The organism is Kitasatospora sp. P5_F3 (assembly GCF_054049135.1).
In genome coordinates this window covers 247,259-271,937 of the sequence record NZ_JBFUMY010000001.1, presented here as the reverse complement: position 1 = coordinate 271,937, position 24,679 = coordinate 247,259, and the positions used below count along the sequence as shown (strand labels likewise).

At 72.3% G+C, this 24,679-nt stretch carries 22 protein-coding genes; 19 read left to right on the top strand and 3 right to left on the bottom strand.

The genetic code is table 11. The features are described from left to right. The first annotated feature begins 160 nt into the window (after nucleotides 1-160). From ACXJMZ_RS01115 to ACXJMZ_RS01095, 5 genes are all read left to right on the top strand, one after another. Nucleotides 161-580 carry a roadblock/LC7 domain-containing protein gene (locus ACXJMZ_RS01115; protein ID WP_057239636.1) on the top strand — a complete coding sequence of 140 codons (420 nt, stop codon included), beginning with the start codon at nucleotides 161-163 and terminating at the stop codon, nucleotides 578-580. A gap of 7 nt (nucleotides 581-587) precedes the next feature. Continuing rightward, on the top strand, nucleotides 588-1,037 hold the full coding sequence (locus ACXJMZ_RS01110) for a DUF742 domain-containing protein (protein WP_457028041.1): 450 nt from the start codon (nucleotides 588-590) through the stop codon (nucleotides 1,035-1,037). Then, nucleotides 1,018-1,626 carry a GTP-binding protein gene (locus ACXJMZ_RS01105; protein ID WP_457028040.1) on the top strand — a complete coding sequence of 203 codons (609 nt, stop codon included), beginning with the start codon at nucleotides 1,018-1,020 and terminating at the stop codon, nucleotides 1,624-1,626. The genes ACXJMZ_RS01110 and ACXJMZ_RS01105 overlap by 20 nt, the downstream gene beginning before the upstream one ends. Before the next feature lie 112 nt (nucleotides 1,627-1,738). Then, on the top strand, nucleotides 1,739-1,861 hold the full coding sequence (locus ACXJMZ_RS01100) for a hypothetical protein (RefSeq protein WP_457028039.1): 123 nt from the start codon (nucleotides 1,739-1,741) through the stop codon (nucleotides 1,859-1,861). Between the two features lie 247 nt (nucleotides 1,862-2,108). Then, nucleotides 2,109-2,732: a winged helix-turn-helix domain-containing protein gene (locus ACXJMZ_RS01095; RefSeq protein WP_457028038.1), complete on the top strand. Its 624-nt coding sequence runs from the start codon at nucleotides 2,109-2,111 to the stop codon at nucleotides 2,730-2,732. 168 nt (nucleotides 2,733-2,900) lie between these two features. Here ACXJMZ_RS01095 and ACXJMZ_RS01090 read toward each other — a convergent pair whose 3' ends face one another. Then, nucleotides 2,901-3,890, bottom strand: coding sequence for an aldo/keto reductase (locus ACXJMZ_RS01090; protein WP_457028037.1), 990 nt, complete (start codon nucleotides 3,888-3,890; stop codon nucleotides 2,901-2,903). A 106-nt stretch (nucleotides 3,891-3,996) separates the two neighbouring features. Between ACXJMZ_RS01090 and ACXJMZ_RS01085 the strand changes: the two genes are divergently transcribed. The 8 genes from ACXJMZ_RS01085 to ACXJMZ_RS01050 all read left to right on the top strand — a co-directional run bounded on the left by ACXJMZ_RS01085 (nucleotide 3,997) and on the right by ACXJMZ_RS01050 (nucleotide 17,703). Further along, the gene (locus ACXJMZ_RS01085; RefSeq protein WP_457028036.1) at nucleotides 3,997-4,428 is read left to right on the top strand and encodes a group III truncated hemoglobin; all 432 of its coding nucleotides are present in this window, start codon (nucleotides 3,997-3,999) and stop codon (nucleotides 4,426-4,428) included. A 238-nt stretch (nucleotides 4,429-4,666) separates the two neighbouring features. Continuing rightward, a complete protein-coding gene (locus ACXJMZ_RS01080; RefSeq protein WP_457028052.1) occupies nucleotides 4,667-5,731 on the top strand; it encodes a serine hydrolase domain-containing protein in 1,065 nt (354 codons plus the stop codon). Between the two features lie 112 nt (nucleotides 5,732-5,843). Further along, complete coding sequence (locus ACXJMZ_RS01075) at nucleotides 5,844-9,215, top strand: BTAD domain-containing putative transcriptional regulator (RefSeq protein ID WP_457028035.1); 3,372 nt, start codon at nucleotides 5,844-5,846, stop codon at nucleotides 9,213-9,215. A 144-nt stretch (nucleotides 9,216-9,359) separates the two neighbouring features. Next, a complete protein-coding gene (locus ACXJMZ_RS01070) occupies nucleotides 9,360-11,483 on the top strand; it encodes an MMPL family transporter (protein WP_457028034.1) in 2,124 nt (707 codons plus the stop codon). 183 nt (nucleotides 11,484-11,666) lie between these two features. Beyond that, nucleotides 11,667-13,343: an aspartate-alanine antiporter gene (gene aspT, locus ACXJMZ_RS01065; protein ID WP_457028051.1), complete on the top strand. Its 1,677-nt coding sequence runs from the start codon at nucleotides 11,667-11,669 to the stop codon at nucleotides 13,341-13,343. Nucleotides 13,344-13,376: 33 nt separating this feature from the next. Next, nucleotides 13,377-15,077, top strand: a complete 1,701-nt coding sequence (aspT, locus tag ACXJMZ_RS01060; protein WP_457028033.1) for an aspartate-alanine antiporter — start codon at nucleotides 13,377-13,379, stop codon at nucleotides 15,075-15,077. 22 nt (nucleotides 15,078-15,099) lie between these two features. Beyond that, nucleotides 15,100-16,749 (top strand): bifunctional aspartate transaminase/aspartate 4-decarboxylase, encoded by a 1,650-nt coding sequence (locus ACXJMZ_RS01055; protein ID WP_457028032.1) that lies wholly within the window; start codon nucleotides 15,100-15,102, stop codon nucleotides 16,747-16,749. Nucleotides 16,750-16,839: 90 nt separating this feature from the next. Then, a complete protein-coding gene (locus ACXJMZ_RS01050) occupies nucleotides 16,840-17,703 on the top strand; it encodes a universal stress protein (protein ID WP_457028031.1) in 864 nt (287 codons plus the stop codon). Nucleotides 17,704-17,725: 22 nt separating this feature from the next. On the opposite strand, the gene ACXJMZ_RS01045 is transcribed toward ACXJMZ_RS01050, so the two are convergent. Further along, nucleotides 17,726-18,343 (bottom strand): TetR family transcriptional regulator, encoded by a 618-nt coding sequence (locus ACXJMZ_RS01045; protein ID WP_457028030.1) that lies wholly within the window; start codon nucleotides 18,341-18,343, stop codon nucleotides 17,726-17,728. Nucleotides 18,344-18,451: 108 nt separating this feature from the next. Here ACXJMZ_RS01045 and ACXJMZ_RS01040 point away from each other — a divergent pair, with 108 nt between their 5' ends. The 4 genes from ACXJMZ_RS01040 to ACXJMZ_RS01025 all read left to right on the top strand — a co-directional run bounded on the left by ACXJMZ_RS01040 (nucleotide 18,452) and on the right by ACXJMZ_RS01025 (nucleotide 21,016). Further along, nucleotides 18,452-19,255 (top strand): SDR family NAD(P)-dependent oxidoreductase, encoded by an 804-nt coding sequence (locus ACXJMZ_RS01040; RefSeq protein ID WP_457028029.1) that lies wholly within the window; start codon nucleotides 18,452-18,454, stop codon nucleotides 19,253-19,255. 87 nt (nucleotides 19,256-19,342) lie between these two features. Beyond that, nucleotides 19,343-19,978, top strand: coding sequence for a Pr6Pr family membrane protein (locus tag ACXJMZ_RS01035; RefSeq protein ID WP_457028028.1), 636 nt, complete (start codon nucleotides 19,343-19,345; stop codon nucleotides 19,976-19,978). Beyond that, nucleotides 19,975-20,283, top strand: a complete 309-nt coding sequence (locus tag ACXJMZ_RS01030) for an alpha/beta-hydrolase N-terminal domain-containing protein (protein WP_457028027.1) — start codon at nucleotides 19,975-19,977, stop codon at nucleotides 20,281-20,283. The genes ACXJMZ_RS01035 and ACXJMZ_RS01030 overlap by 4 nt, the downstream gene beginning before the upstream one ends. Nucleotides 20,284-20,410: 127 nt before the next feature. Continuing rightward, nucleotides 20,411-21,016 (top strand): hypothetical protein, encoded by a 606-nt coding sequence (locus tag ACXJMZ_RS01025; protein WP_457028026.1) that lies wholly within the window; start codon nucleotides 20,411-20,413, stop codon nucleotides 21,014-21,016. On the opposite strand, the gene ACXJMZ_RS01020 is transcribed toward ACXJMZ_RS01025, so the two are convergent. Further along, entirely contained in the window at nucleotides 20,997-22,097 is a 1,101-nt protein-coding gene (locus ACXJMZ_RS01020) for a PP2C family protein-serine/threonine phosphatase (protein WP_457028025.1), read from the bottom strand. The two genes, ACXJMZ_RS01025 and ACXJMZ_RS01020, sit on opposite strands and share 20 nt — an antisense overlap. A 154-nt stretch (nucleotides 22,098-22,251) precedes the next feature. Between ACXJMZ_RS01020 and ACXJMZ_RS01015 the strand changes: the two genes are divergently transcribed. Both ACXJMZ_RS01015 and ACXJMZ_RS01010 read left to right on the top strand, forming a co-directional pair. Then, complete coding sequence (locus ACXJMZ_RS01015; protein ID WP_457028024.1) at nucleotides 22,252-23,376, top strand: baeRF3 domain-containing protein; 1,125 nt, start codon at nucleotides 22,252-22,254, stop codon at nucleotides 23,374-23,376. 106 nt (nucleotides 23,377-23,482) lie between these two features. Further along, complete coding sequence (locus ACXJMZ_RS01010; protein ID WP_457028023.1) at nucleotides 23,483-24,667, top strand: alpha/beta hydrolase; 1,185 nt, start codon at nucleotides 23,483-23,485, stop codon at nucleotides 24,665-24,667. Nucleotides 24,668-24,679: the final 12 nt, after the last annotated feature.

Sequence of the window (24,679 nt, the reverse complement as noted above, 5' to 3'; positions counted from 1 at the left end):
TGCCGGCACCGGTCCGGCCGGCCCCCCGGCGCCCGGCCGCGATCCTGCCGGCGCCCCGGCCCCAGGCCCTGTCGGCCGGGCCGGCCCGATCCGTGACACCCGCTCAGCCCGCTCAGCCTGTGACACCTGCTCAGCCTGCACCAACGGAAGGAACCGAATCATGACCGCAACGGCACAGCCGTCAGGAGACCTCAACTGGCTGCTGGACGATCTGGTGGGACGGGTCGCGGCGCTGCGGCACGCGGTCATCCTCTCCAGTGACGGTCTGGCCACCGGTGCCTCCCAGGGCCTGGAGCGCGAGGACGCCGAGCACCTGGCCGCCGTCGCGGCGGGCTTCCACAGCCTGGCCAAGGGGGCCGGACGGCACTTCCAGGTCGGCGGCGTCCGGCAGACCATGGTCGAGCTGGACGAGGCGTTCCTGTTCATCACCGCGGCGGGCGACGGCAGTTGCCTGGCGGTGCTGAGCGAGGCCGAGTCCGACGTCGGCCAGATCGCGTACGAGATGGCTCTGCTGGTCAAGCGGGTCGGCGAGCACCTGTCCGCCGACCCGCGCACCGAGTCCGTTCCGCCGGGGAGATGACCGAACGATGACCGTCGAGGACGCCGCACCGGAGCCGAGCGTGACCGAAGAGCCGACCCAGCCGGCCTTTCCCGCCCGCCCGCCCGTCGAGGACCAGTGGTTCGACGACGACGCGGGGCCGATGGTGCGGCTGTTCTCGATGACCAAGGGCCGGACCAGGCCGGTCGAGGAGGGGATGTTCGACCTCATCTCGCTGGTCACCGCCGTCCACCCGGACGAGAGCGAGGAGCCCGACCTCGACCCGGAGCACCGGGCCATCCTCGGGCTCTGCCGTCACGAGCCGCTCAGCGTCGCCGAGTTGGGCTCGTACACCGATCTGCCGGTGAGTGTGGTCCGGGTGCTGCTCGGCGACCTGCTGGATGCGGAACTTATTGCCGTCACCCGACCCGTTCCGCTCGCCCAACTACCGGACGAGCGCCTGCTGCGAGACGTGATCAATGGCCTTCGCGCACTCTGACGCCCAGCCCGCCCAGCCCGGCCAGGCTTCGCCCTGGAGCGCGGTGGCCCTCAAGATCCTGGTCGCCGGCGGCTTCGGCGCGGGCAAGACCACCCTGGTGGGGGCGGTCAGCGAGATTCGCCCGCTGCGCACCGAGGAGCAACTCACCACGGCTGGGCAAGAGGTGGACGACACCTCCGGCGTGGAGGCCAAGCGGACCACCACGGTGGCGATGGACTTCGGCCGGATCGACCTGCGCCCCGGCCTCGCGCTCTACCTGTTCGGCACCCCCGGGCAGGACCGGTTCTGGTTCGCCTGGGACGAGCTGGCGGCGGGCGCGCTCGGTGCGGTGGTCCTCGCCGACACCCGTCGACTCGCCGACTGCTTCCCCTCGGTGGACTTCTTCGAGCGGCGCGGCATCCCGTTCGTGGTCGCGGTGAACTGCTTCGAGGGCACCGAGGTGTTCGCCCCAGGCGACGTCCGCGACGCGCTCGACCTCGACCCCGGGGTGCCGGTGCTGCTGTGCGACGCCCGCCGCCGGGAGGACGGCAAGGAACTGCTGATCAGGCTGGCCGAGCACGCGATGGAGCGGCGCGGTCTCGTGGTCTGAGACGCCGTCTCGCCAGCTGGACGATTTGGCGCATTCGGCTTGCCGCCGGGGCCCGGGTCGTGGAACTCTCTTGGCGACAGTTCATCGCAGCGCCGGGGGGAGGTACCACAGCATGGCCGCAGCAGCAGTCCGTCCGAGGTTCCGCCCGACGGCCCAGTCCGCCCCGGTGACACCGGTCCTGACCATGCGTCGGTACATCGACCAGGCGCTCTGCTCCAGCGCCTGCTGTCGCTGACCCCGGGTCCGACCCGCACTCCTGCCGTCATCGGTGCTCAGCTCCCGGCCACTTTCTTTCGCCGGGCAACGAACCGCCGGGCGTGGACAGTCCCCAGGTCCCGACCGTCGCACCGGTCTCAGCAGTCGTGCCCCGGCCCGCCCGGCGCGTCCCGGCCCACCGCCTGACCACCCGTCAGTACCGGTGCCCCGCCCAGGTCGACGCGCAGACGACACCCACCATCCGTCACGCGCGAAAGAGCGGCATCATGTCTTCTTCCTCCACCGCCACCCTGTCCGCCCCCTCCGCCACCCCGCACCTGCGGGCGGTCCGATCCGTCTCGGCCCCCGTCGACCGCCGGCACTTCGTCCCCGCCACCCCGCAGGCACTGTTCGGGGCGCTGCCCGAAGGCGCCACAGTGGTTGCCGCACTGCCCCAGTCCGCCATCCCGCAGGGCCTGTTGGCGCAGTACGGTGCCCAGTTCGGCACCACCGACGCGAGCGGCGGACCGCTGGTCGGCTACCTGGTCCTGGTCCCGGCGGCCGAGGTCCCGGCCGCCGTTCCCGCCCCCACGCCGGTCCGGGCGGCGAGCAAGCCCTCGGCCCACGGCATCAGCGTCGACACCGAGCGCCGCAGCGCCCACGTCGACGGCAGGCTGCTCGACCTCACCTACCTCGAGTTCGAACTGCTCGCCCACCTCACCGAGCACCCCCAGCGCGTCCACACCCGCGACCACCTGGTCTCCGCCGTCTGGGGCTACGGCCACGTCGGCGACGGCCGCACGGTCGACGTCCACGTCGCCCGGCTCCGCCGCAAGCTCGGCGCGGCCTACCGCGACAGCATCGTCACGGTCCGCCGGGTCGGCTACAAGTACGCGCCCGTCAGCCAGTAGCGGGGCCTAACCAGGCAGTACCCAGGGGCTCGGGGAACTGCGAGGAGATCTGGCGTGCGGGTCACCGGCGAAAGTGCCTGACCAGCTACGCACGGATCACCTTGCACGAGGTCGGCGTCGCAGTTCCCCGAGCCCCTGGACCGTAGAGCCTGGGCGTCTGCCGAGGCGTCAGCGCGTGAGCGCGTCGATCTCGGCGAGGTCCTCGATCGTCAGCGGGCCGGCGGCGAGGGCGTCGAGGTTCTGGTCCAGCTGGGCCACGCTGCTGGCGCCGATGATGACCGAGACCACCCGGTCGTCGCGGAGCACCCAGCTCAGGGCCAGCTGGGCCAGGCTCTGGCCACGCCGCTCGGCGACCTTGGCGAGAGCGCGCAACTGGTCCAGCTTGGCTCCGGTCAGGGCCTCCTCCTTGAGGAAGTGGCCGACCGACATCCGGGAGCCGACGGGGACGTCGCCCGAGAGGTAGCGGTCGGTCAGCAGGCCCTGGGCCAGCGGGGAGTACGCGATCAGGCTGGTCTGGGTCTCGCCGACCGCGTCCAGGACGGCGTCCTCCACGCTCCGGTCCAGGATCGAGTAGCGCGACTGGTTCAGCAGCATCGGCGTTCCCAGCTCGCGCAGGATCGCCACCGCCTCGCGGTGCTGCTCCGCCGGGTAGTTGGAGATCGCCGCGTACAGCGCCCGGCCCGACCGGACGGCGGTGTCGAGCGCCCCCATGGTCTCCTCCAGCGGAGTGGTGGGGTCGTAGCGGTGCGAGTAGAAGACGTCGACGTAGTCCAGGCCCATCCGGCCGAGCGACTGGTCCAGGCTGGCCAGCAGGTACTTTCGGCTGCCGCCGTCCCCGTACGGGCCCGGCCACATGTCGTACCCGGCCTTGGAGGCGATGAACAGCTCGTCCCGGTACGGGCGGAAGTCCTGCGCGTACAGCGTGCCGAAGTTCTTCTCGGCGCTGCCGTACGGCGGGCCGTAGTTGTTGGCCAGGTCGAAGTGCGTGACGCCCCGGTCGAAGGCCCGGCGCAGTACCGCGCGCTGCACCTCCAGCGGCTGGGTGTCACCGAAGTTGTGCCAGAGGCCGAGCGAGATCGCGGGCAGCAGCACTCCGCTGCGGCCGGCCCGGCGGTAGGTCATCGAGGAGTAACGGTCATCGGCAGCGAGGTACGTCATGCCAGCATCCTGCCAGTCCGGCGCCCCGGACGGGACGAACGGCCCTGCCCGATCGACGTACCGCAGTCCTAGACTGGCGCGACCACCTCGGGAGAGGAGCCCTCGGATGTCCGTCCGCCCCGACCTCGCCGACCGGGCCGACCTGGAGCTGCTGCTGCGCCGGTTCTACGGTGCGGCCTTCGCCGACCCGGTGATCGGCCCGTTCTTCGCCGGCACCGAGCTGGAGCGGCACCTGCCGCACATCGCGGACTTCTGGGAGCGGGCGCTGCTGCGGTCCGCCGAGTACCGCCGCGACCTGTTCGCCCCGCACGCGGTCCTGCACACCCAGCAGCCCCTCGGCGCCCGCCACTTCGGCCGCTGGCTGCAGCTCTGGGCGGCCACCGTGGACGGCCTGCACAGCGGCCCGGTGGCCGAGCGCGCCAAGAGCCAGGGCGAACGGATCTCACTGGCCATGCTCCGCCGCCTGACCGACGGCGAGACCGGTGGCGGCACCGGCGGCTTCGTCCCGCTCTCGGCCGTCCTGCTGCGCAGCGGTTGACCCGTAGGGCACGGCCCGGGCGGCGCGCACATCGCGGAGCAGCGGGAGAAAGTGCTCCCCCGGTCGGGGGAGGTCACCGGCGATCGGCCCGACGACACTGGGCGCATCGTGACCGGGGAGTTCCTCCGGTCTCCGGTGATTCCCCAGGAGTTGACCCGTGCGTGAGCGGATCTGGCAGCGAATTCCTTCCGGTCGAGGTGCGGTCCGGTCTGCCGTGGCGGTGGTGGCCGCCGGGGTGATGGCCGTGGGCGCAGCCCCGGCGCCGTCCGGCCCGGCCAGGCCGGACAGTGTCCAGCAGGGGCTGAACGCACTGGTGCGCTCCGACGGCCTGCCCGCCGCGCTGGCGAGCGTCCAGGACCGCACGGGCCGCACCCGTACCTACACCGCCGGGGTCGGCGACCTGGCCACCGGCGCGAAGGTGCCGGCCGACGGTCAGGTGCGGATCGGCAGCAACACCAAGACCTTCACCGCCGTGGTCGTGCTGCAGCTGGTCGGTGAGGGGAAGGTCGCCCTCGACGAACACGTCGAGACCTACCTTCCGGGCCTGGTCCACGGGGACGGGATCGACGGAAACCACATCACGGTCCGTCAGCTCCTCCAGCACACCAGCGGGATCCCCGACTACGAGGGCCTGATCGAGGAGTCCACCCTCCGGTACCGGTACTTCGAACCTCGCCAGCTGCTCGACCTGGCGCTCCGGCACAAGGCCGACTTCGCCCCCGGGAAGGGGTTCAAGTACAGCAGCACGAACTACGTGCTGGCCGGCCTGCTCGTCCAGCGGGTCACCGACCGCCCCCTCCCCGAGGAGATCGACCGGCGCATCATCAAGCCCCTCGGACTCCACCACACCTACTTTCCGGCCACCGGTGACCGGACCGTCCGAGAAGCCCACCCGCACGGCTACCGCAGGGATTCGCCGGACGGCCCGCTGCGCGACTTCACCGAGCTGGACCCGTCCGCGGGCTGGGCGGCGGGGCAGATGATCTCGACCAACTCCGAGGTCAACCGGTTCTTCACCGCGCTCCTGGCCGGCCGCCTCCTGCCGACGGCCCAACTCGCCCAGCTGCGCAGCACCGTCCCGATCGGCGACAGCGGCGCGGGCTACGGGCTGGGGATCATCAGCAGGCCGCTGTCCTGCGGCGGCGTCTACTGGGGCCACGGCGGTGACATCGCGGGCTACGAGACCCGCGGCGGAGTCACCGACGACGGCCGCGCCGCCAACGTCACGGTGACCGCCGTCCCGACCGACGCGGCGGGCACGGAGCACCTCGAGAGCGTCGTCGACACCGCGCTGTGCCGCTGAGCCACGTCGGGTGCACGCACGCTTGGAGTCCGCTTGGAGTCCGCTTGGAGCCGGCGGGGCCCCATCGCATAGGCTCGGTGGCCAGTGCGGAAGTGGGCTCGGGGGAGGGCTGGTGCAGGGAGTGGGCACGGTCCGGATCAGGGTGCTCGGGGCGCTGGCGGCCGAGGTGGACGGGGCGCGGGTGAGCCTCGGGGGGCCGAGGCAGCGCGGGGTGCTCGGGCAACTGCTGGTGGCCGGTGGGGCGGTGGTGGCCGTGGACCGGTTGGTCGACGGGCTGTGGGGCGGGCGGCCGCCGGCCAAGGCGGCGGCCTCGCTGCAGGCGTACGTCTCCAATCTGCGGCGGGTGCTGGAGCCCGCGCGAGGTCCCCGGGAACCGGCCAGGGTGCTGGTGAGCGAGGTGCCCGGCTATGCGCTGCGGCTGCCCGAGGCCGGGGCGCTGGACGCCCGGGACTTCGAGCGGTTGGTGGCGCAGGCCAGGGAGCTGCGGCGGCCGGGACCGGTACGGGAGGCGCTGGAGCTCTGGGACGGTGAGGCGTACGCGGAGTTCGCGGACCAGCCCTGGGCCTTGCGGGAGGTCGCCCGGCTGAACGAACTCCGGCTCGCGGCGCGGGAGTTGACCGTCGCCCTGACGGTCGAGCAGGGCGACTTCGGCGTTGCCGTGCCCGAGGCGCTGGCGCTCACCGAGGAGCACCCGTTCCGCGAGGAGGGGTGGCGGCTGCTCGCACTGGCGCTGTGGTCGGCGAACCGGCAGGCCGAGGCGCTGGACGCGCTGCGCCGGGCCCGGTCCCTGCTGGCCACCGACCTGGGCCTCGATCTCGGGCCCGCGCTGGCCGAGTTGGAGTCGGCGATCCTGAACCAGCGCACCGAGCTGATCGGCACTCCCGCGCCGGGAGCCGTACCGCCGCCACCGCAGGAGCTGTTCGTCGGCCGGGTGGACGAGCTGCGGGTGGTGCGGGAGGCGGCGGCCGAGGCGGTCGGCGGCGCGCGGGCGGTGGTGCTGATCAGCGGGGAGGCCGGAGCCGGGAAGAGCACGCTGCTGCGTCGGCTGCGGGACGAACTGGCCGCCACCGGCTGGCTGGTGGCCTCCGGCCGGTGCCCGGAGACCGAGGGCGCGCCGCCCGCCTGGGCGTGGACCGAGGCACTGCGCGAACTGGCCGGGCAGGTCGGCCCCGGTCCGGCCGAGGCCGAGGCGCTGGCACCGCTGCTGGAGGCCGAGGAGTACGCCGCCCGGCGGGGCAGCGACCCGCTCGCGGGCCGGTTCCGGCTGCACCGGGCGGTGGCCGACTGGCTCCGCCGGGCCGCCGCCGACCGGCCGGTGGCCGTCGTGCTGGACGACCTGCACGCGGCCGACCAGGAGACCCGGGCACTGCTCGCCGAACTCAGCACCGGTCCCGCCGTCCCCGGCCTGCTGCTGATCGTGGCGCACCGCCCCGGCGAGGGCGATCTCACGGACACGCTGGCCCAGTTGGCCCGGCTCTCGCCCCGGCGGCTGCCGCTGGCCGGCCTGGCCGAGGCCGAGGCGGGCCGGCTGATCGCGGCCGTCTGCCCGACGGCCGTGGACCGCGCGACGGTGGCCGCCCTGGCCGAGCGGACCGGCGGCAACCCGTTCTACCTGCGAGAGAGCGCCCGGCTGTTGGCCGGCGGAGGCGCCCTGGTCGCGGTCACCGAGGTCCCGCAGGGGGTCGGCGACGTGCTGCGCCGCCGGTTCGGCGTGCTGCCGCCCGACACCGTCGAGGTGCTCCGGCTGGCCGCCGTGGTCGGCCGGGAGGCCGAGGTCGACCTGCTGCTGGCGGCCTCCGACCGGACCGAGGACCAGTTGCTGGCCGCCCTGGAGACGGCGCTGTCCGGTGGGCTGCTCACCGAACCGGGCCCCGGCGTGGTCCGGTTCACCCACGCACTGGTCAGGGACACCCTGTACGGCGACCTCAGCGGGCTGCGCCGGACCCGGCTGCACGGCCGGGTCGGGGCCGCCCTGGCCGACCTGAGGCCAGGTCAACTCTCGGCCCTGGCTCACCACTTCACCCGGGCGGCATCCGCCGCCACCGCACCGCAGGCGGTGCAGCACTGTGTCCGGGCCGCCGAGGCGGCCGAGCGGCGCTACGCCCACGAGACCTGCGCGGCACTGCTGCAGCAGGCGCTCAGCAACCTCGAACTGGTCCCGCCGGGTGACGACGACCGGCCGGCCCGCCGGATCGAACTGCTCGGCGCCCTGCTCCGGGCCCAGGTCAGGGCCGGTGCCGTCACCGCGGCCCTGGCGACCCGGCACACCGCCGTCGAACTGGCCAGGGAGACCGGCCGGAACGACCTGGCGATCGCGGCCTGGACGTCCTGGACGGTACCCACCCCCTGGGTGGCACACGCCTACGGCACGATCGACCGGAGTGCGGTGGAGACCCTGACGGGCCTGCTCGAGCTGCCCGACCTGACGCCTGCCACCCGCTGCGCCCTGCTCGACGCGCTCACCTACGAACTCGACTGCTCCGCCAGTCCGCAGGGCTGGGCGGCGGCGGAGGAGGCGGTGGCCATCGCCCGCGCGGAGCGGGATCCGGTGCTGCTCGCCCGTGCGCTGGCGGCCCAGGCGCGGGTGCACGACTACGAGTTGGAGATCGAGCTGCGAGTCGAGATCGCCGCCGAACTGGCCGCCGTGGCCACCGAGCACGATCTCCCGGCCTACCACTGGCAGGCCGAGCACCTGTTCGCCACGGCCGCCGCCGTCCGGGGCGACCCGGTGGCGCTGCGCGAGCACATCAGGGCCGGGCTGCAGATCGCGGAGACCTACCACCTGCCGGAGCTGGTCGACGTCGGCCGCTGCCAGCTCGGCATGCTGGCCCTGATCGAGAACCGGCCGGCCGAGGCGGACGCCCACTACCAGCAGGCGCTCGACGGCCTGGTCGCCCGGGAGTCGCTGCACGCGGCGGGCTTCGGGGCGCTGCACCGGATCACGATGGCGATCCAACGGGGCACGCTGGGAGCGGAGTTGGCCCTGATCGAGCAGGCCGGCTCGGCGTACGGGGCGATCACCGAGGACGTCCGCGCGATGGTCCTGATCGAGCTGGGCCGTCCGGCCGAGGCCCGGGCCGTCCGGGTGACCAAGCGGATCATCCCGCCGGACTACTACCGGTCGTTCTTCCTGGCGATCCGGGCGATGGTCGTGATCGCGCTGGACGAACAAGCCGAGGCGGAGGACGTGTTCACCGAGCTGCTGCCACTGCGCCATATGGTCGCCGGCGTGGCGAGCACCTCGATCGCGCTGCGCCCGGTCGCCCTGACCCTCGGCGACCTGGCGGTCTACCTCGGCCACCCGAACGCGGCCGAGCACTACCGGCACGCCGAGACCCTGGCCCGCAGGTGGAACGCCCCGCACTGGGAGGCCGAAGCACTCGCCAGGCTGGCAACGGCGGAGCACCACCAGGGGCTCGGGGAACTGCGACGCCGACCCTTGCAAGGTGATCCGTCCGTGGGTGGTCAGGCACTTTCGCAGTGACCCGAACGCCAGATCTCCTCGCAGTTCCCCGAGCCCCTGGACCGTAGTCGCCGGAGCAGCGGGCCCATCCGCGTGCCAAGTGGGTTCCAAGTGGGGGTGTGCAGGCTGAGGGAGTCTCAACGGAATTCGCCGGAAGGCCTCTTCATGTCCTCGTTCCTCGGCCGTCTGGGCGGCGCTGCCGCTGCCAGACCTTGGCGCACCCTGCTCGCCTGGCTCCTGATCCTGGTCGCGGCCTTCGGCCTGGCCGCCGCCCTCGGTGGCGAGCCGCGCGACAACTACCGGGTCTCCGGCACCCGTTCGACTGCCGGTGGCGATCTGCTGGCCGAGCGCTTCCCGGAGATGTCCGGGGCCGGCGCCCGGGTGGTCGTGCACGACCGGGAGGGCGACCGCCTTCCGGAGGCGGCGCTGGCCGAGCTGCGGCAGCGGCTGACCGGGCTGCCGAAGGTCGCCACCGTCGGGGAGCCGGTGCTCTCCGCCAAGGGCGACACCGCGCTGTTCCAGGTCGGTTACCGGGTCCCGGTCACCGACTTCAAGGGCTCGGAGGGCCTGGACGGCCTGCGCGAGGCGGGGAAGCCCGCCGAGGCGGCCGGCCTCCAGGTGGAGTTCGGCGGTCAGCTGCCGGAGAACTTCTCCGCCCCGGACGGGACGGCCGAAATGGTCGGCGTGGTGGCCGCGTTGGTGATCCTGGTGCTCGCGCTCGGCACCCTGGTCTCGGCGGGTCTGCCGCTGCTGGTGGCGCTGGCCGGGCTCGGGCTCGGGACGGCGCTGACCACCCTGCTGGCTGCCGCCACCGAGATCAGCGAGACCGCCCCGACGGTGGCCACCATGGTCGGTCTCGGGGTGGGCATCGACTATGCGCTGCTGCTGGTGAGCCGTCATGTCGAGGGACTGCGCAAGGGGCTGACCAAGCAGCAGGCCGCCGCCGAGGCGACCGCGACGGCCGGGTCCTCGGTGGTGGTGGCGGGCGCCACGGTGCTGGTCTCGCTGCTCGGGCTGCGGCTGGTCGGCCTGCCCACCTACTCCTCCTTCGGCTATGCGACCTTCGCCGTGGTCGGTGCGGTGATGCTGGCCTCGCTCACCCTGGTTCCCGCCCTGTGCTCGCTGGCCGGACCGCGCCTGCTGCGCCGCGCCGAGCGGGCCGCCCCGGCCGCGCGGGCGACCGAGGGCCCGACCAGGACCGAGCGTTGGGCCCGGCTGGTCGGCCGGCGCCCGCTGGCCGCCGGGCTCGCCTCGCTGGTGGTGCTGCTCGCGCTGGCCGCGCCGATGCTCGGGATGCGGACCTGGCCGCAGGACGCGGGCAGCCAGGCGTCGGGCAACACCACCCGCAGGGCGTACGACCTGGTGGCCGAGGCGTACGGCCCGGGGGCGAACGGCCCGCTGCTGATCGCGGTCGACCTGCACACCCTGCCCGCCGCCGAACTCCCCGCCCTGGTAGCGCGGTTGAAGGCGGACCCGGGCGTGGCGGCGGTCACCCCCGCCGTGCAGAACCGGACGGGTGACGCGGCGGTGGTCACGGTCACCCCGAGCACCGGACCGCAGGACGAGCGGACCACCGAGCTGCTGGACCGGCTGCGCGGCGGCCTGCTGCCGGCCGGTGCGGAGGCGACCGGTGTGGTCGCGGTCTTCGCGGACATCTCCGACCGGCTGAGCGAGCGGCTCTGGATCGTGGTCCCGTTCGTGGTGGCGCTCTCGCTGATCCTGCTCACCGTGCTGTTCCGGGCACCGGTGCTGGCGGTCAAGGCGGCGGCGATGAACCTGCTCTCGGTGGCGGCCGCCTACGGGGTGACCACGGCGGTGTTCCAGTCCGAGACGGGGGCGAAGCTGCTCGGGCTGCCGCACTCGGTGCCGGTGTCCAGCTGGGTGCCGATCCTGATGTTCACCGTGCTGTTCGGGCTGTCGATGGACTACGAGGTCTTCCTGCTGGCCCGGGTCCGGGAGGACTGGCTGGCCACCGAGGATGCCAGGGGCAGCGTGGTGCGCGGCCTGTCGGCGACCGGACGGGTGATCAGCAGTGCGGCGGCCATCATGGTCGCGGTCTTCGTCGGCTTCGCGCTGGACCCGGACATCACGGTGAAGATGATGGGCGTCGGGATGGCCGCCGCCGTGCTGGTGGACGCCACGGTCGTCCGGCTGCTGCTGGTGCCGGCCACCATGACGCTGCTCGGCCGGGCCAACTGGTGGCTGCCGGCCTGGCTGGACCGGCTGCTCCCGGAGCTGCGGATCGAACCCGAGGAGTCCGCCCCGGCCAAGGAGCTCGTCCCGGCCTGACGGGGGTAACCCCACAGACCTCAGCCCGGAAACCCGGCCAGGGTTTCCGGGCTGAAACGTTGCTGCAACGGAGTGTCTGAAAGGGGCATAAGCCTATATATGCGATGTAATCGCAGGCATGATCAGTTCTCGGCCCGCTGTCGGTCACAGCCCTGAGTCACCGTCAGCCCGGCGGTGCTGCCGGTGAGCCTGCTCCGGGAGAACGCGGTCCTGGCGCTGTTCGCCTGCCTCGCACTCGGCTACCTGGTCGGCAAGCTCAAGGTCGGTCCGATCCAGCTCGGCGGGATCTGCGGGACGTTGATCGTCTCGATGCTGATCGGTGCGCAGGACGTATCGGTGAACGCGGACGTCAAGAACGTGGCGTTCGCGCTCTTCATCTTCTCGCTCGGCTACATGGCGGGGCCGCAGTTCTTCGCCAACATGAACGCCAAGGGCCTGCGCTTCGGCGTGCTCTCGGTGCTGGAAGCCGTGGTGGTGATCCTGCTGGCGCTCGGCTTCGCCACCGGCTTCGACCTGGACGTGGGCACGGCCGCCGGCATCCTGGCCGGCGCCGCCACCGAGTCGGCGGTGGTCGGCACCGCGCAGGAGGCGATCAGCGAGCTCAGCGGCATCACCCAGGACCAGTCCCAGCAGCTCCAGGCGCACGTGGCCACCGCGTACTCGGTCTGCTACCTGTTCGGCCTGGTCAGCATCGTCATGCTGACCAGTCAGATCTTCCCGCTGCTGATGCGGATCAAGCTGCCCGAGGCGAGCCGTGCGCTCTGGGAGAAGATGCGCGGCGGCGGCGAGGGCGGCCCGGGGTCGGGCGAACAGGCCGCCCTGCCCGCGCTGGTCGGCCGGACGTACCTGGTCTCGCAGGGCGAGGGCAGCCGGATCGGCACGCTGGAGGCCGAGTCGCGGCAGCTGGTCTCGATCGAGGGCGTCAAGCGCGGCGACCAGGTGCTCACGGTCGCGCCGGAGCTCCAACTGCGGCGCGGCGACCGGGTCCTGGTGGTCGGCCGCCGGGCGGCCGTGATGGCCACCGGGCACGACCTCGGCCCGGAGACCTCCGGCGTGCCCGGGCTGGACAGCCCGCTCGCGGTCCGCCAGGTGGTGGTCACCCGCAAGGAGATCGGCGGCCGGACCGTCGCCGAGCTGCGGGCCGCCGAGCCGGAGACGGTCGGCGGGGTCTACCTGACCGACATCCAGCGGGTCGACCAGCACCTGCCCGCGGTCGGCGAGACCGAGCTGCACCAGGGCGACACGCTGACCGTGGTCGGTGCCCGGGTCAAGGTGGAACGTTTCGCCACCAAGGTCGGCGCGACGGTCCGTCAGGACACCGCCGACTACATCTACCTGAGCCTGGGCATCTGCGCGGGTGTGCTGCTCGGCATGGTCACCCTCCACGTCGGGGAGGTGAACCTCTCGCTCGGCACCGGCGGCGGCTGCCTGATCGCCGGTCTGGTGTTCGGCTGGCTGCGCGCCCAGCGCCCGACCTTCGGGGCGTACCCGCCGGTGGCCGCACAGACCGCCAAGGACCTCGGGCTGTCCATCTTCATCGCGGTCACCGGTATGGCGGCCGGACCGGACGCCGGGCCGCTGCTCAAGCAGTACCCGGTGCTGCTCCCGGCGGCCGGTGTGCTGATGGTGGTGATCCCGGCCTTCCTGTCGCTGTTCGTCGGCCGGAAGCTGCTGAAGATCGAACCGCCGATCCTGATCGGCGCCATCGCGGGCCAGCAGTGCTCGACCCCCGCCATCACCGCCGTCAGCAACGTCGCCCAGAGCAGCGTGCCGATGCTCGGCTACACGATCACGTACACCATCTCGAACTTCCTGCTGCCCCTGACCGGCCCGGTGCTGGTCGGCATCATCGGCCTCTGAGCCCTGGCGGCTGACCCCACCTGAAGGACCACGATGGACTGGATCACCGATCACGTCTTCAAGCCATATCCGGAACTACTGATCTTCCTGACCATCGCGATCGGCTTCCTGGTCGGGAAGATCCGCTACAAGGCGATCGGGCTCGGCGCGGTGACGGGCTGTCTGGTCGCCGGGCTGTTCACCGGCTGGGTCACCGAGGTCAGCATCAACGGCACGGTGAAGTCGGTGTTCTTCATCATGTTCCTGTTCGCACTCGGCTACAAGGTCGGTCCGCAGTTCTTCCGCGGCCTCAGGAAGGACGGCCTGCCGCAGGTCACCGTCGCCGCGGTGGTCTGTGTCACCGGCCTGCTGGTCTGCTGGGGCTTCGCCGAGATGCTCGACTACGGCCCGGGCCTCGGCGCCGGGCTGCTCGGCGGTGCGCTCACCCAGTCCGCGGTGATCGGTGTCGCGCAGGACGCGATCGGCAACATCCAGGGCCTGAGCCCGGATCAGATCACCGAGCAGCAGAACCTGGTGCCGGTCGCGTACGCGGTCACCTATCCGCTCGGCACCATCCTGTGCGCGGTGCTGCTGGCCAACATCGCGCCCCGGTTGCTGAGGAGCAACCTGGCGGAGGACTCCAAGGCGCTGGCCATCGAGCTGGACGCCCCGGAGGTCGACCCCGACCTCGCCGAGGGCTACTACGAGGTGGTGCTGCGGGCCTTCACCGTGGCAGGCAACGGCATGGTCGGCCGGACCATCGACGACATCGAGTCGCAGCAACGGGAGCAGGGCCGCCGGATCTACCTGACCCGGGTCCGCCGGGCCGGCGAGATCCTGGACCACACCCAGCAGACCGTGATCCAGCAGGGCGACGTGGTCGCGGTCAGCGCGCTCCGGCACGACCTGGTGGACTTCGACCCGGCCCGGCAGATCGGCCCGGAGTCGGACGACGCGGGGCTGCTCAGCTACCAGACCGAGAACCTGCACGTGGTGGTCTCCAACAAGGAGCAGCTGGGCAAGACGGTGGCGCAGGTCCGCCGCGAGCCGTTCATGGTCGGCGTCTTCATCGACAAGGTCTACCGCTCCGGCGCGGAGTTCCCCTACCGGCTCTCCACCGAGCTGGAGCGCGGCGACACCCTGGTGCTGACCGGCCCCAAGCGGCTGGTCGACCCGGCCACCCAGGCGCTCGGCAAGCCGGTGCCGACCAGCTTCGCCACCGACATGATCTGGGTCGGCCTGGGCATCTTCCTCGGCGGCTGCATCGGGATCCCGTCGCTGACCGCGGGCGGGGTGCCGATCTCGCTCTCCACCTCCGGCGGCGCGCTGATCATGGGTCTGGTCTTCGGCTGGATCCGCGGCAAGTACCCGACCTACGGCAACGTGCCGCCCGGTGCGCAGTGGTTCATGGACACCTTCGGTCTGTGCGCCTTCGTCGGCATCGTCGGCATCAACGCCGGTCCGAGCTTCAGCAGCGGTCTCTCCCAGGCGGGTTGGGGCCTGCTGGTGTGGGGTGCGGTGGCCACCGTGATCCCGTTGCTGGTCGGCCTGCTGGTCGGCCGCTTCGTCTTCAGGATCAGGACGCCGATCCTGATGGGCGTGGTGGCCGGGTCGCAGACCACCACCGCCGCGATCGGCGCGATCAACGAAGAGGCCAAGAGCCAGATCCCGACGCTCGGTTACACCATCCCGTACGCGGCAGGCAACGTCCTGCTGACCATCTGGGGCGCCATCATCGTCGCCCTGCTCGGCTAGGGCCTAGGAGAGAGTCACCCTCATGAGCAAGCCTTCGATCAGCCGCGAAGAGATCCGCCGCCTGGCCCAGCTGAGCCCGTTCGAACTCAAGGGCCGGTTCATGGAGTTGGCCGAGACCTACCAGGCCGACCAGCCCGGACAGAAGGGCAAGTCGAGCGCGCACATGCTCAACGCGGGGCGCGGCAACCCGAACTGGATCGCCACCGGGCCGCGCGAGGCGTTCCTGGCGCTCGGTCACTTCTCGCTCTCCGAGAGCCGCCGGGTGTGGACCGCCGACAACCTGGGCGGCATGCCGGAGCAGCAGGGCATCTCCGAGCGGTACGACCGCTTCACCCGCTCGCACCCCGAGATGCCCGGCATCGAGCTGCTGACCGCCTCGATCGAACTGGCCGTGCAGCGGTTCGGCTTCGACCGGGACGCCTGGATCCACGAGCTGGCCGACTCCACCGTCGGCGACAACTACCCGGTGCCGGACCGGATGCTGACGCACGGTGAGCAGGTGGTCCGGAGCTACCTGCACGAGGAGCTGATGGACGGCAGGGCACCGGCCGACCAGCTCGACCTGTTCGCCACCGAGGGCGGCACCGCCGCGATGTGCTACATCTTCGACTCGCTGATGAAGAACGGCATCCTGCACAAGGGCGACAAGATCGCCCTGATGGTGCCGGTCTTCACCCCGTACATCGAGATCGCCGAGCTGGACACCTTCGACTTCGAGGTGGTCAAGGTCGAGGCGTCCAACTTCGCCGAGACCGGGGTGCGCGGCTGGCGCTACCCGACCGAGGAGGTGGCCAAGCTGGAGGACCCGGCGGTCAAGCTGGTCTGCCTGGTGAACCCCTCCAACCCGCCGTCGCTGGCGCTCTCCCAGCGGGTCGGCGACCAGATCAAGCAGATCGTGGCGACCAAGAACCCGAACCTGATCGTGGTCACCGACGACGTGTACGGGACCTTCGTGAACGGCTTCCGGACGATCGCCGCCGACCTGCCGCGCAACAGCCTGCTGGTGTACTCCTACTCCAAGCACTACGGCTGCACCGGTCACCGCCTGGGCGTGATCGGCCTGCACAGGGACAACGTGCTGGACGAGATGCTGGCGAAGCTGCCGGCCGAGGAGAAGGCCCGGCTGAACAGGCGGTACGGCACCCTCAGCCTGGAGCCGGAGAAGATCCGCTTCATCGACCGGCTGGTGGCCGACTCCCGGCAGGTGGCGCTCAACCACACCGCCGGGCTGAGCCTGCCGCAGCAGGTGCAGATGATGCTGTTCTCGCTGTTCGCGCTGCTGCCCGAGGGCAAGGCGTACAAGGCCAAGGTGCAGGAGATCGTGCACCAGCGGCTGGCGCTGCTGCTGGAGGGGTCCGAGATGAAGATCGCGGACGATCTGCAACGGGCGGGCTACTACATCGAGTTGGACCTGCTGGCGGAGGCCGAGCGGACGGCCGGTCCTGATTTCGCCGAGTACCTGCTGAAGACCTACGAGCCGACCGAGCCGCTGTTCCGGCTGGCCGAGCAGACCGGGGTGGTGCTGCTCAACGGCGGTGGCTTCGACGGCCCCGAGTGGTCGGTCCGGGTCTCGCTGGCCAACCTGGACGATCTGGACTACCTGAAGATCGGCCACCACCTGCGGCAGATCTTCCTGGACTACCGCACCGAGTGGGAGCAGTCCAAGGCCTGACTCCCAGCGAAAGGGGTCCCCTTCGTGGGGCCCCTTTCGGTTGCCCCGAGGCGCATGCTGGAGAGAGGCATCGACGCTCCGGAGGCGATCATGGACATCCGATCCCCCGCAGGTGTGGTGGTCGGCGTGGACGGCTCTCCCCATGCCACGGTGGCGGCCGACTGGGCTGCCCAGGAGGCCGAACGGCGCGGCTGCGGGCTGCACCTGGTGCACGCCGTCAACACCGGCACGGTCACCCTCTCGCCCCGCTCCGGCGCCGCGGTGACGGACCTGATCCTGAAGAACGCGCAGGCCGTCCTGGACGAGGCGCTCGACCTGGTGAGCGCCGCCCACCCGACCCTGCGGCCCACCGGCGACGTGGTGCCGCGCGACGCGGCCGCCGCCGTGCTGACCGCCGCCGAGCACGCGGAACTGGCCGTGGTCGGGACCCGGGGCCACGGCGGCTTCGCCTCGCTGCTGCTGGGCTCGGTCAGCCTGCGGGTCTGCGCGCACGCGATCTGCCCGGTGGTGGTGGTCCGGGTCGCCCCGGAGCAGGGCAAGCACGTCCTGGTGGCGATCCGGGAGGAGCGGGACGCCGTGGCGCTGCGGTTCGGGGCCAAGCAGGCCGCGCTGGCCGGGCTGCCGCTGCGAGCGCTGCACACCTGGTCGCCGGTGGTCGCGGACGTCGCCCACGCGGCCCCGATGCTGGACGAGCTGGGCGAGGAGGCGAAGCTGCACGCGCAGCTGCTGAGCCGCACCGTCGACCCGGTCCGGGAGGAGTACCCGGAGCTGGAGATCGAGGCCGAGGACTACAGCGGCCCGACCGCGGCCACCCTGGTGGAGGCCTCCAAGGAGGCGGCCCTGCTGGTGATCGCGCGGCACGAGCCGGCCCCGCACTTCGGCCTGCGGCTGGGCACCGCCGTGCACGCGGTGCTGCACCACGCGCACTGCCCGGTGGCGGTGGTCCCGCTCTGAACACCTGATACCTGACGCCCGGTCAGGCCCAGAGGTGCAGACCGGCCGTCAGCTCCCGGATGCACCGGGCGCCCAACTCGGCGATCCGCTCCGGCGGCTCCTCGGTCTCCGCCCAGGTCTCCAGCGCGACCCGCATCGCGGTGTTGGCGGCCGCGGCGGCCAGCCGCAGCTCCAGCGGGTCGGCGCCGGGCCCGGCCAGCGTGCTGAGCACGGGCGAGAGGGCGAGTTCGGACTCGTGGTGCACCCGGTGCCAGACCGCGAGCAGGTCGGGCTCGGCGGGGGTGATCCGGAGCAGGCCGCGGACCCAGTCGAAGGTGGCGGCCGGGTACTCGGCCGAGGGGGTCAGCGCGATCCGGGCGGAGTGCTCCAGCGCCTCGGGGACGGAGAGCTCGGGCGGGCTGAGGGCCAGCTCGGTGACCCAGTGTCTGACCCCGCCGGAGAACAGCGGCGCGACCGCGTCCTCCTTGGTGCGGAAGTACCGGTAGAAGGTGCGCAGCGAGACCCCGGCCGAGCGGGCGATCGCCTCGGCGGTGCAGCCGGCCGCGCCGTGCTCGGCGAACAGCCGGGCGGCGGAGAGCGCGATCTCCTGCTGGGTGGTGGCCTTGCGGCGCTCGGTGAGGGAGGGGCGTTGGTCGGACACAGGGTGAGTCTAGTGCCGGATGGGCACGGAGTGCGCTGATGGCACAACGTGCCATTTAGGCGTAACGTGAAGCGCGGACCACTTCAGACCACCCAGCAGGAGAGCACCATGAACCGCTTCGAGGGCCGCCGCGTACTGATCACCGGCGCGGGCTCCGGCATCGGCCAGGCCACCGTCCGTCGCATCCTGGCCGAGGGCGGCCGGGTCGTCGGCGCCGACGTGGCGGAGAACGGCCTGGCCGCCACCCGCGAGCTGGCCGCCGCCGACGGCACCGCGGACCGGCTCAGCACGCTCACCGTCGACATCGGCGACGAGGCCTCGGTGGTGGCCGGCGTGGCCCAGGCGGTCGGCCTGCTGGGCGGCCTCGACGTGCTGGTCAACGCGGCCGGCATCCTGCGCTCGGAGCACACCGACCGCACCAGCCTGGAGCTGTGGAACACCATCCTTCGGGTCAACCTGACGGGTACGTTCCTGATGACCCGTGAGGCGCTGCCCGAGCTGCTCGCCTCCGGCCACGGCGTGGTGGTCAACTTCAGCTCCACCTCGGCGAGTTTCGCCCACCCGTACATGGCGGCGTACGCGGCGAGCAAGGGCGGCGTGCAGTCCTTCACCCACACTCTGGCGGTCGAGTACGCCAAGCAGGGCCTGCGCGCGGTCTCGGTCGCGCCCGGCTCGATCAGCAGCGGCATGACCGACGCCTCCGGCACCAGCGGTCAGAACCGCGGCCCGGGCATCCCGGCGGACGCCGACATGTCGCTGTTCGCCAAGCTCAGCCCGGCCCTGCAGTCCGGCAACGGGTACGGCTTCGCCGGCCCCGAGGCGGTGGCGGCCGTGGTCGCGATGCTGGCCTCGGACGACGGCGCGTTCGTCACCGGCACCGAGATCCGGATCGACGGCGGAACGCACGCCTGACCCGACACGCCGGGTGGTAACAGGGCCGGTCCGCCCCTTCGCCGTCATGATGATCGCAACGGTCGGACGAGGTGAAGGCGGTGGCCCGTGCGGGATTCGGGGCGGGACCGGGTGCTGAACGTGCTGCGACTCGGCTTCGGCCTGCTGGCTGCCGTCGCGCTCGGGGTCCAGGCGCACCGGAGCGTGACCCTGGACCTGTCGATGGCCAACTTCTTCAGCTACTTCACCAACCTGAGCAACATGGCCGGAGTCGTGGTGCTGCTGGTCGGCGGCACGCTCGGGCTGCTCGGCCGGGGCCGGGTGCCGGACCTGGTGCGGGGTGCGGTGGTGCTCTACCTGACCATCACCGGACTGGTCTACCTGGTCGCGCTGTCCGACTACGACCTCGGCCCGCTGCTGCCGTGGGTGAACACCGTGGTGCACCGGCTGATGCCGCTGGTCCTGCTGGCCGACTGGCTGGCCGACCCGCCCCGCCGTCCGATCAGCCGTCAGCGCGCGCTGTCCTGGCTGCTGTTCCCGCTGCTCTACCTGCCGTACACGCTGATCCGGGGTGAGGTCACCGACTGGTACCCGTACCCCTTCCTCGACCCCCGGCACTCCGGCGGCTACGGCCGGGTCGTGGTGGCCTGCACGCTGGTCACGCTGGCCTTCGTCGGGGTCGGCGCCGTCCTGAGGTGGGCGGGGAACCGGCTGGGTGAGGGCCGGGAAGCAGTCGGCGGGTGACGCTCCGTCGGCTCAGCGCGTTGCTCCGGCTGCCGTCCTGGGGAGCGTTGGCCGGTGTGGTGATCTGCTACTGCCTGTCCTTCACCCCCTCGCTGATCCCCAGGGTCTGGTGGCTGCAGGCCGCCGCCGGGGCGATCACCGCCGCGTTCGGCTACGGGATCGGCGCCTTCCTGCAGTGGCTGCTGCGGCGGTGCGGGGCCGAGGTCCCGGTGGAGGTGCGCCGTTGGGCCAGGATCGCGCCGCCACTCGGCTGGACGGACGCGGACAGCGCGCGGCTGGACGCCCGGCTGCGGTCCGGGCCATGACTGTCGCTGCGTCAACTCCGGTCGACACGCCACCAATTGACCGTCACTCGGATGCCGCACCCGTGTCGCCGCCGTCGCCGACCCTGCGAATCATGAGGGGCGGAGCAGCACCGATCAGGAGGCAGTCGTGACCAGAGCAGCACGAGGGTACGGAACGGCCCGGGAACGCGGGATCGCCGCGCTGGCCGCGGCGGGTGCGGCGGTCGCGCTGCTGGGGGCGTGCGGCAGCGACTCGTCCGGGGGCTCGCCGTCGACCGGCGCCAGCCTGTCGGTGCCGCCCAACCCGTCCTCCTTCTCCGGCTCGCCGCGGTCCGCCTTCGCCTCTGCCGCGGCCTCGATCTCGGCGGCGTCCGCCTCCGCCTCGGCCGCCGCGGCCTCCTTCGAGGCTTCGGTGTCGGCCTACGCGGCGCAGCACCAGGCCCGGGCCGTGGCGGCCCTCAAGGGTGTCGAGGGCACTGGCAACGCGGTCTCCGACGTGACGCTGACCGGGGTGCCACTGGCCACCTCCGGCGGGATCCAGGCGGCGGTGGTGAACATCGTCAACAGCACGTCGGCACCCGCCTCGTACGCCGTCCAGGTGGACTGGCGGGACACCTCGGGCCAGGCCGTGGTGAGCACCGTGGTCGGCGCGGAGAACGTCGCCGCCGGGCAGTCGGCCAGTCCGGTCTCGTTCAGCCGACGGCCCGCCGCCGACCAGCTGACACCGGTGGTGGTCAAGGCGCAGCGGTACTGACCCGCCCGGCGATCAGCACGGCGACGTCGTCATCGGCGCTGGTGCCGTACGCGAGCAGGTCGGTGTGGAGCAGGTCCAGCAGCCGGGCCGAGCCGTGCTCGGTCCAGCCGCGCAGCCGGTCCGGCAGGGGGTAGAACTCCCCGGCCCCGTCCCTGGTCTCGCTCACCCCGTCCGTGAAGACCATCAGCCGGTCGCCGGCCGAGAACGAGACGCTGTCCACCGGCGGTGGGTCGCTCAGCAGCGCGCCCAGGTTCAGCGGCAGCGCGGGGGAGGACGGCTCCACCTCCAGCACCTCGGTGCCGCGCAGCAGCAGCGGCGCCGGATGGCCGCAGTTGACCACCCGCGCGGTCCGGCCGTCTGCCGGGATCTCCACCAGCACGGCGGTGGCGAACCGCTCGGCGGCGTCCGAGCTGGGCACCTGCTCGCTGTAGCGCACCATGCTCCGCTCCAGCCGCTCCACCACGGCGGGCAGGTCGGGCGCGTCGTAGGCGGCCTCGCGGAACGAGCCCAGCAGGACCGAGGCCAGCTCCACCGCCGGCAGACCCTTGCCCTGGACGTCGCCGACGATCACCCGGAGGCCGTGCGGGGTCCGCAGTGCCTCGTAGAAGTCGCCGCCGATCCGGGCCTGCGCCGCCGCCCCCGCGTACAGCAGGTCGAGCTGGACCCCGGCCAGCCAGGGCGGCAGCGGGCGCAGCAGGACCCGCTGCGCGGCGTCCGCCACCGCACGCACCTCGAGGAGGTCCTGCTCGCGGCGCTGCCGGACGTGGTTGGCGTAGCAGGCGGCCAGCGTCACGGTGGCGATCACCGCCACGGCGGTGAGCGCCGTGGTGGTGAACGGCGAGCCCCGGTCGAGCGAGAGCCCGAACTCCGCCGCCACCGCGAGCAGCCCGATCGCGGCGGTACCCGCGACACTCCAGCTGACGGCCGCCAGCGCGGGCGCGGCGGCGAGGAACCGGTCGAAGCGCTGCTGACCCGGCGTCAGGACGTCGAGCAGCACCGTCATGGCGATGAGCACCAGGGGGGCCGAGCGGACGATCGCGCGGGGAGAGCCCACCAGCTGCAGTCCAGAGAATGTCCGCATGTCTCCAGGCTATCGACAGGTGACCGAAACACCCCGGTTTGTCCGCACGAGGCGCCGGTTCTCGTGCGACGGTGGGCACACGTGCCATTGCCTGACGGTGCCTCGGTCCGGCCCGCCCGGACCCCTGCCCGCACGGCCTTAGGAGAAGAGGACGATGGAAGCCGACGACCTGACACCCGAGGCCCTGCGTGAACTCCGGGCTCCCCGGCCCTACCCGGTGGTCTCGCTCACCCTGCCGACGCACCGCCGGGAGCCGGACAACGCGCAGGACCCGGTCCGGCTGCGCAACGTGCTGGCCGAGGCCGAGCGCCGGATCGACGCCGACCCGGACATCGCCCGGCAGGCCAGGATCGACCTCAAGGCCCGGCTGGCCAAGGCCGCTGCCGAGGTCGACCTGCGGCACACCGAGGAGGGACTGGTGCTCTTCGCGACCACCGCCGACCACCGGGTCTGGACGCTGCCCCGCGAGGTCCCGGAGCGGGTCGTGCTCAGCGACACCTTCCTGACCCGCAACCTGGTCGCCGCCAAGGCCCAGTTCCGGCCGTACTGGGTGCTGGTGTTGGCGGGCGACCGCGCGACGCTCTGGAGCGGCGTGGGCGAGTCGCTCACCGAGCACCGGGCGGACGGCTTCCCGGCCGAACCCGAGGCGCTGGAGTGGGACGTCCAGCACGAGGAGCGGGTCGGCGACCGGCCCAGCACCTTCCAGGACGAGGAGACCCGGCGCTTCCTGCGCACGGTCGACGTCGCCCTCGGCGACCTGCTCGGCACCGACTCCCGCCCGCTCTACCTGGTCGGCCTGCCGCAGGCGGTCGGGCTGCTCGAGGAGGTCGGCTCGGCCACCAAGGGAGCGGCCGGCCGGGTGCTCAGCGGCGGGCTGGTGAACGGTCCCGACCGGGTGCTGCGCGAGGAGCTCCGCCCGGCCCGGGCCGCGTACGCCGGGCAGGAGGCCGAGCGGGTGGCCGGCCTGCTGGACGAGGCGCGCGGCCGGAAGACCTTCGCTGCCGGTCTGGACGAGGTCTGGGAAGTGGTCCGGGAGGGCCGGGTCAGCCTGGTCGCGGTCGAGGAGCACTACCAGCAGACCGTCCGGCTGACCGAGGGTCATCTCGCGGCGGTGGGCGCCGAGGCGGTGGCCGAGCCGGGCAGCTGGGAGCGCGGTGTGCGCGAGGACATCGTCGACGAGCTGGTCGAGGCGGCGCTGGACCAGGGCGCCGAAGTGGTCTTCCTGCCCGACGAGGCGCTGGCCGACCACGAGCAGATCGCGGCGGTGCTGCGCTACTGACCACCCGTCCGGCCCCGGTCACCCTACGGTGTGGCCGGGGCCGTGGCGTGTGCCGGGCGGGCATACTGGAACCCCGGCCACAGCGAACCCACGGGAGTCACGGGACATGGGGCTGACAAGCCACGGCGTGCTGATCCTGGCTGCGGTCACGGCCCTGCTGCTGATGGTCGGCACGGTCTGGTACTGGCCTCGGTTCGCCGCGCGGACCTGGCGTGCGGTGCTCGGCCGGATCGGGGCGCTGCTCGCCACCCAGCTCGCGGTGCTCTGCACGCTCGGTCTGCTGGCCAACAACTACTTCGCCTTCTACAGCAGTTGGGACGACCTGCTGGGAACGGGGGATCGTGGCGCGGTGAGCGTGGCAGGGCAGCAGGGCGAGCCGGGTCCCGTTGCGAGTTCCGGCGCGACAGCGGTCGCGACTGCGGTCGCGACTGCAGAGCCGCCGGTGCAGCCGGTGCAGCGGCTCGGCCGGGCCGACGTGGACAGCGGTGGCCGGGGCCGCGAGCCGGCCCGGGTCGGCGAGATCCAGGAGATCCGCATTCCGGGGCCGTCCACCGGCCTGAGCACCGACGGCTACGTCTACCTGCCGCCGCAGTACTTCCAGGCCGAGCACGCCGAACGGAAGTTCCCCGCTCTGATCGTGCTGACCGGCTTCCCCGGCGACGCCAAGAACCTGATCACCCGGCTCAACTACCCGGGAACAGCACTGCAGTTGATGACCAGTGGCCGGATGCAGCCGACCGTCCTGGTGCTGATGCGGCCGTCCCCGGCGCTGCCCGCCGACAGCGAGTGCGAGGACATCCCGGGCGGCGTGCGGTCGGAGACGTACTTCGCCAAGGACGTCCCCCGGGTGCTCGCCGCCTCGTACCGGATCTCCACCGGCCCGAAGGCCTGGGGCATGGTGGGCAACTCGACCGGCGGGTACTGCGCGCTCAAGCTGACCATGCGCCACCCCGAGGTCTTCCCGGTGGGGGTCTCCATCTCGGGCTACTACCGGGCCGCCGAGGACGTCTCCACCGGTGACCTGTTCAAGGGCAGCGAGCAGCGCCGGAACGAGGCCGACCTGATGTGGCGGCTGAAGTCGCTCCCGGGGCCCGCGGTCGCGGTGATGCTGGCCGGCAGTCGGGAGGGGGACGGCGACTACCAGCGCGACACCGACGCCTTCGAGGCGGCGGTCCGCCCGCCGATGACCGTTGCCACCGCCTCGGTGCCCACCGGCGGCCACAACTTCCAGACCTGGACCAGGCTGCTGCCGCCCGCGCTGGAGTTTCTCTCCCAGCACCTGGCGCCCTGACCGACCGTCGGC

Coding starts and splice junctions, on each gene's coding strand:
- ACXJMZ_RS01085 (WP_457028036.1), top strand. CDS start 3,997: ATGTCCGTCCGCCCCGACCTCGCCGACCGGGCCGACCTGGAGCTGCTG.
- ACXJMZ_RS01070 (WP_457028034.1), top strand. CDS start 9,360: ATGTCCTCGTTCCTCGGCCGTCTGGGCGGCGCTGCCGCTGCCAGACCT.
- ACXJMZ_RS01020 (WP_457028025.1), bottom strand. CDS start 22,097: ATGCGGACATTCTCTGGACTGCAGCTGGTGGGCTCTCCCCGCGCGATC.
- ACXJMZ_RS01040 (WP_457028029.1), top strand. CDS start 18,452: ATGAACCGCTTCGAGGGCCGCCGCGTACTGATCACCGGCGCGGGCTCC.
- ACXJMZ_RS01080 (WP_457028052.1), top strand. CDS start 4,667: ATGGCCGTGGGCGCAGCCCCGGCGCCGTCCGGCCCGGCCAGGCCGGAC.
- ACXJMZ_RS01100 (WP_457028039.1), top strand. CDS start 1,739: ATGGCCGCAGCAGCAGTCCGTCCGAGGTTCCGCCCGACGGCCCAGTCC.
- ACXJMZ_RS01115 (WP_057239636.1), top strand. CDS start 161: ATGACCGCAACGGCACAGCCGTCAGGAGACCTCAACTGGCTGCTGGAC.
- aspT (WP_457028033.1), top strand. CDS start 13,377: ATGGACTGGATCACCGATCACGTCTTCAAGCCATATCCGGAACTACTG.
- ACXJMZ_RS01105 (WP_457028040.1), top strand. CDS start 1,018: ATGGCCTTCGCGCACTCTGACGCCCAGCCCGCCCAGCCCGGCCAGGCT.
- ACXJMZ_RS01095 (WP_457028038.1), top strand. CDS start 2,109: ATGTCTTCTTCCTCCACCGCCACCCTGTCCGCCCCCTCCGCCACCCCG.
- ACXJMZ_RS01110 (WP_457028041.1), top strand. CDS start 588: ATGACCGTCGAGGACGCCGCACCGGAGCCGAGCGTGACCGAAGAGCCG.
- ACXJMZ_RS01090 (WP_457028037.1), bottom strand. CDS start 3,890: ATGACGTACCTCGCTGCCGATGACCGTTACTCCTCGATGACCTACCGC.
- ACXJMZ_RS01015 (WP_457028024.1), top strand. CDS start 22,252: ATGGAAGCCGACGACCTGACACCCGAGGCCCTGCGTGAACTCCGGGCT.
- ACXJMZ_RS01055 (WP_457028032.1), top strand. CDS start 15,100: ATGAGCAAGCCTTCGATCAGCCGCGAAGAGATCCGCCGCCTGGCCCAG.
- ACXJMZ_RS01050 (WP_457028031.1), top strand. CDS start 16,840: ATGGACATCCGATCCCCCGCAGGTGTGGTGGTCGGCGTGGACGGCTCT.
- ACXJMZ_RS01010 (WP_457028023.1), top strand. CDS start 23,483: ATGGGGCTGACAAGCCACGGCGTGCTGATCCTGGCTGCGGTCACGGCC.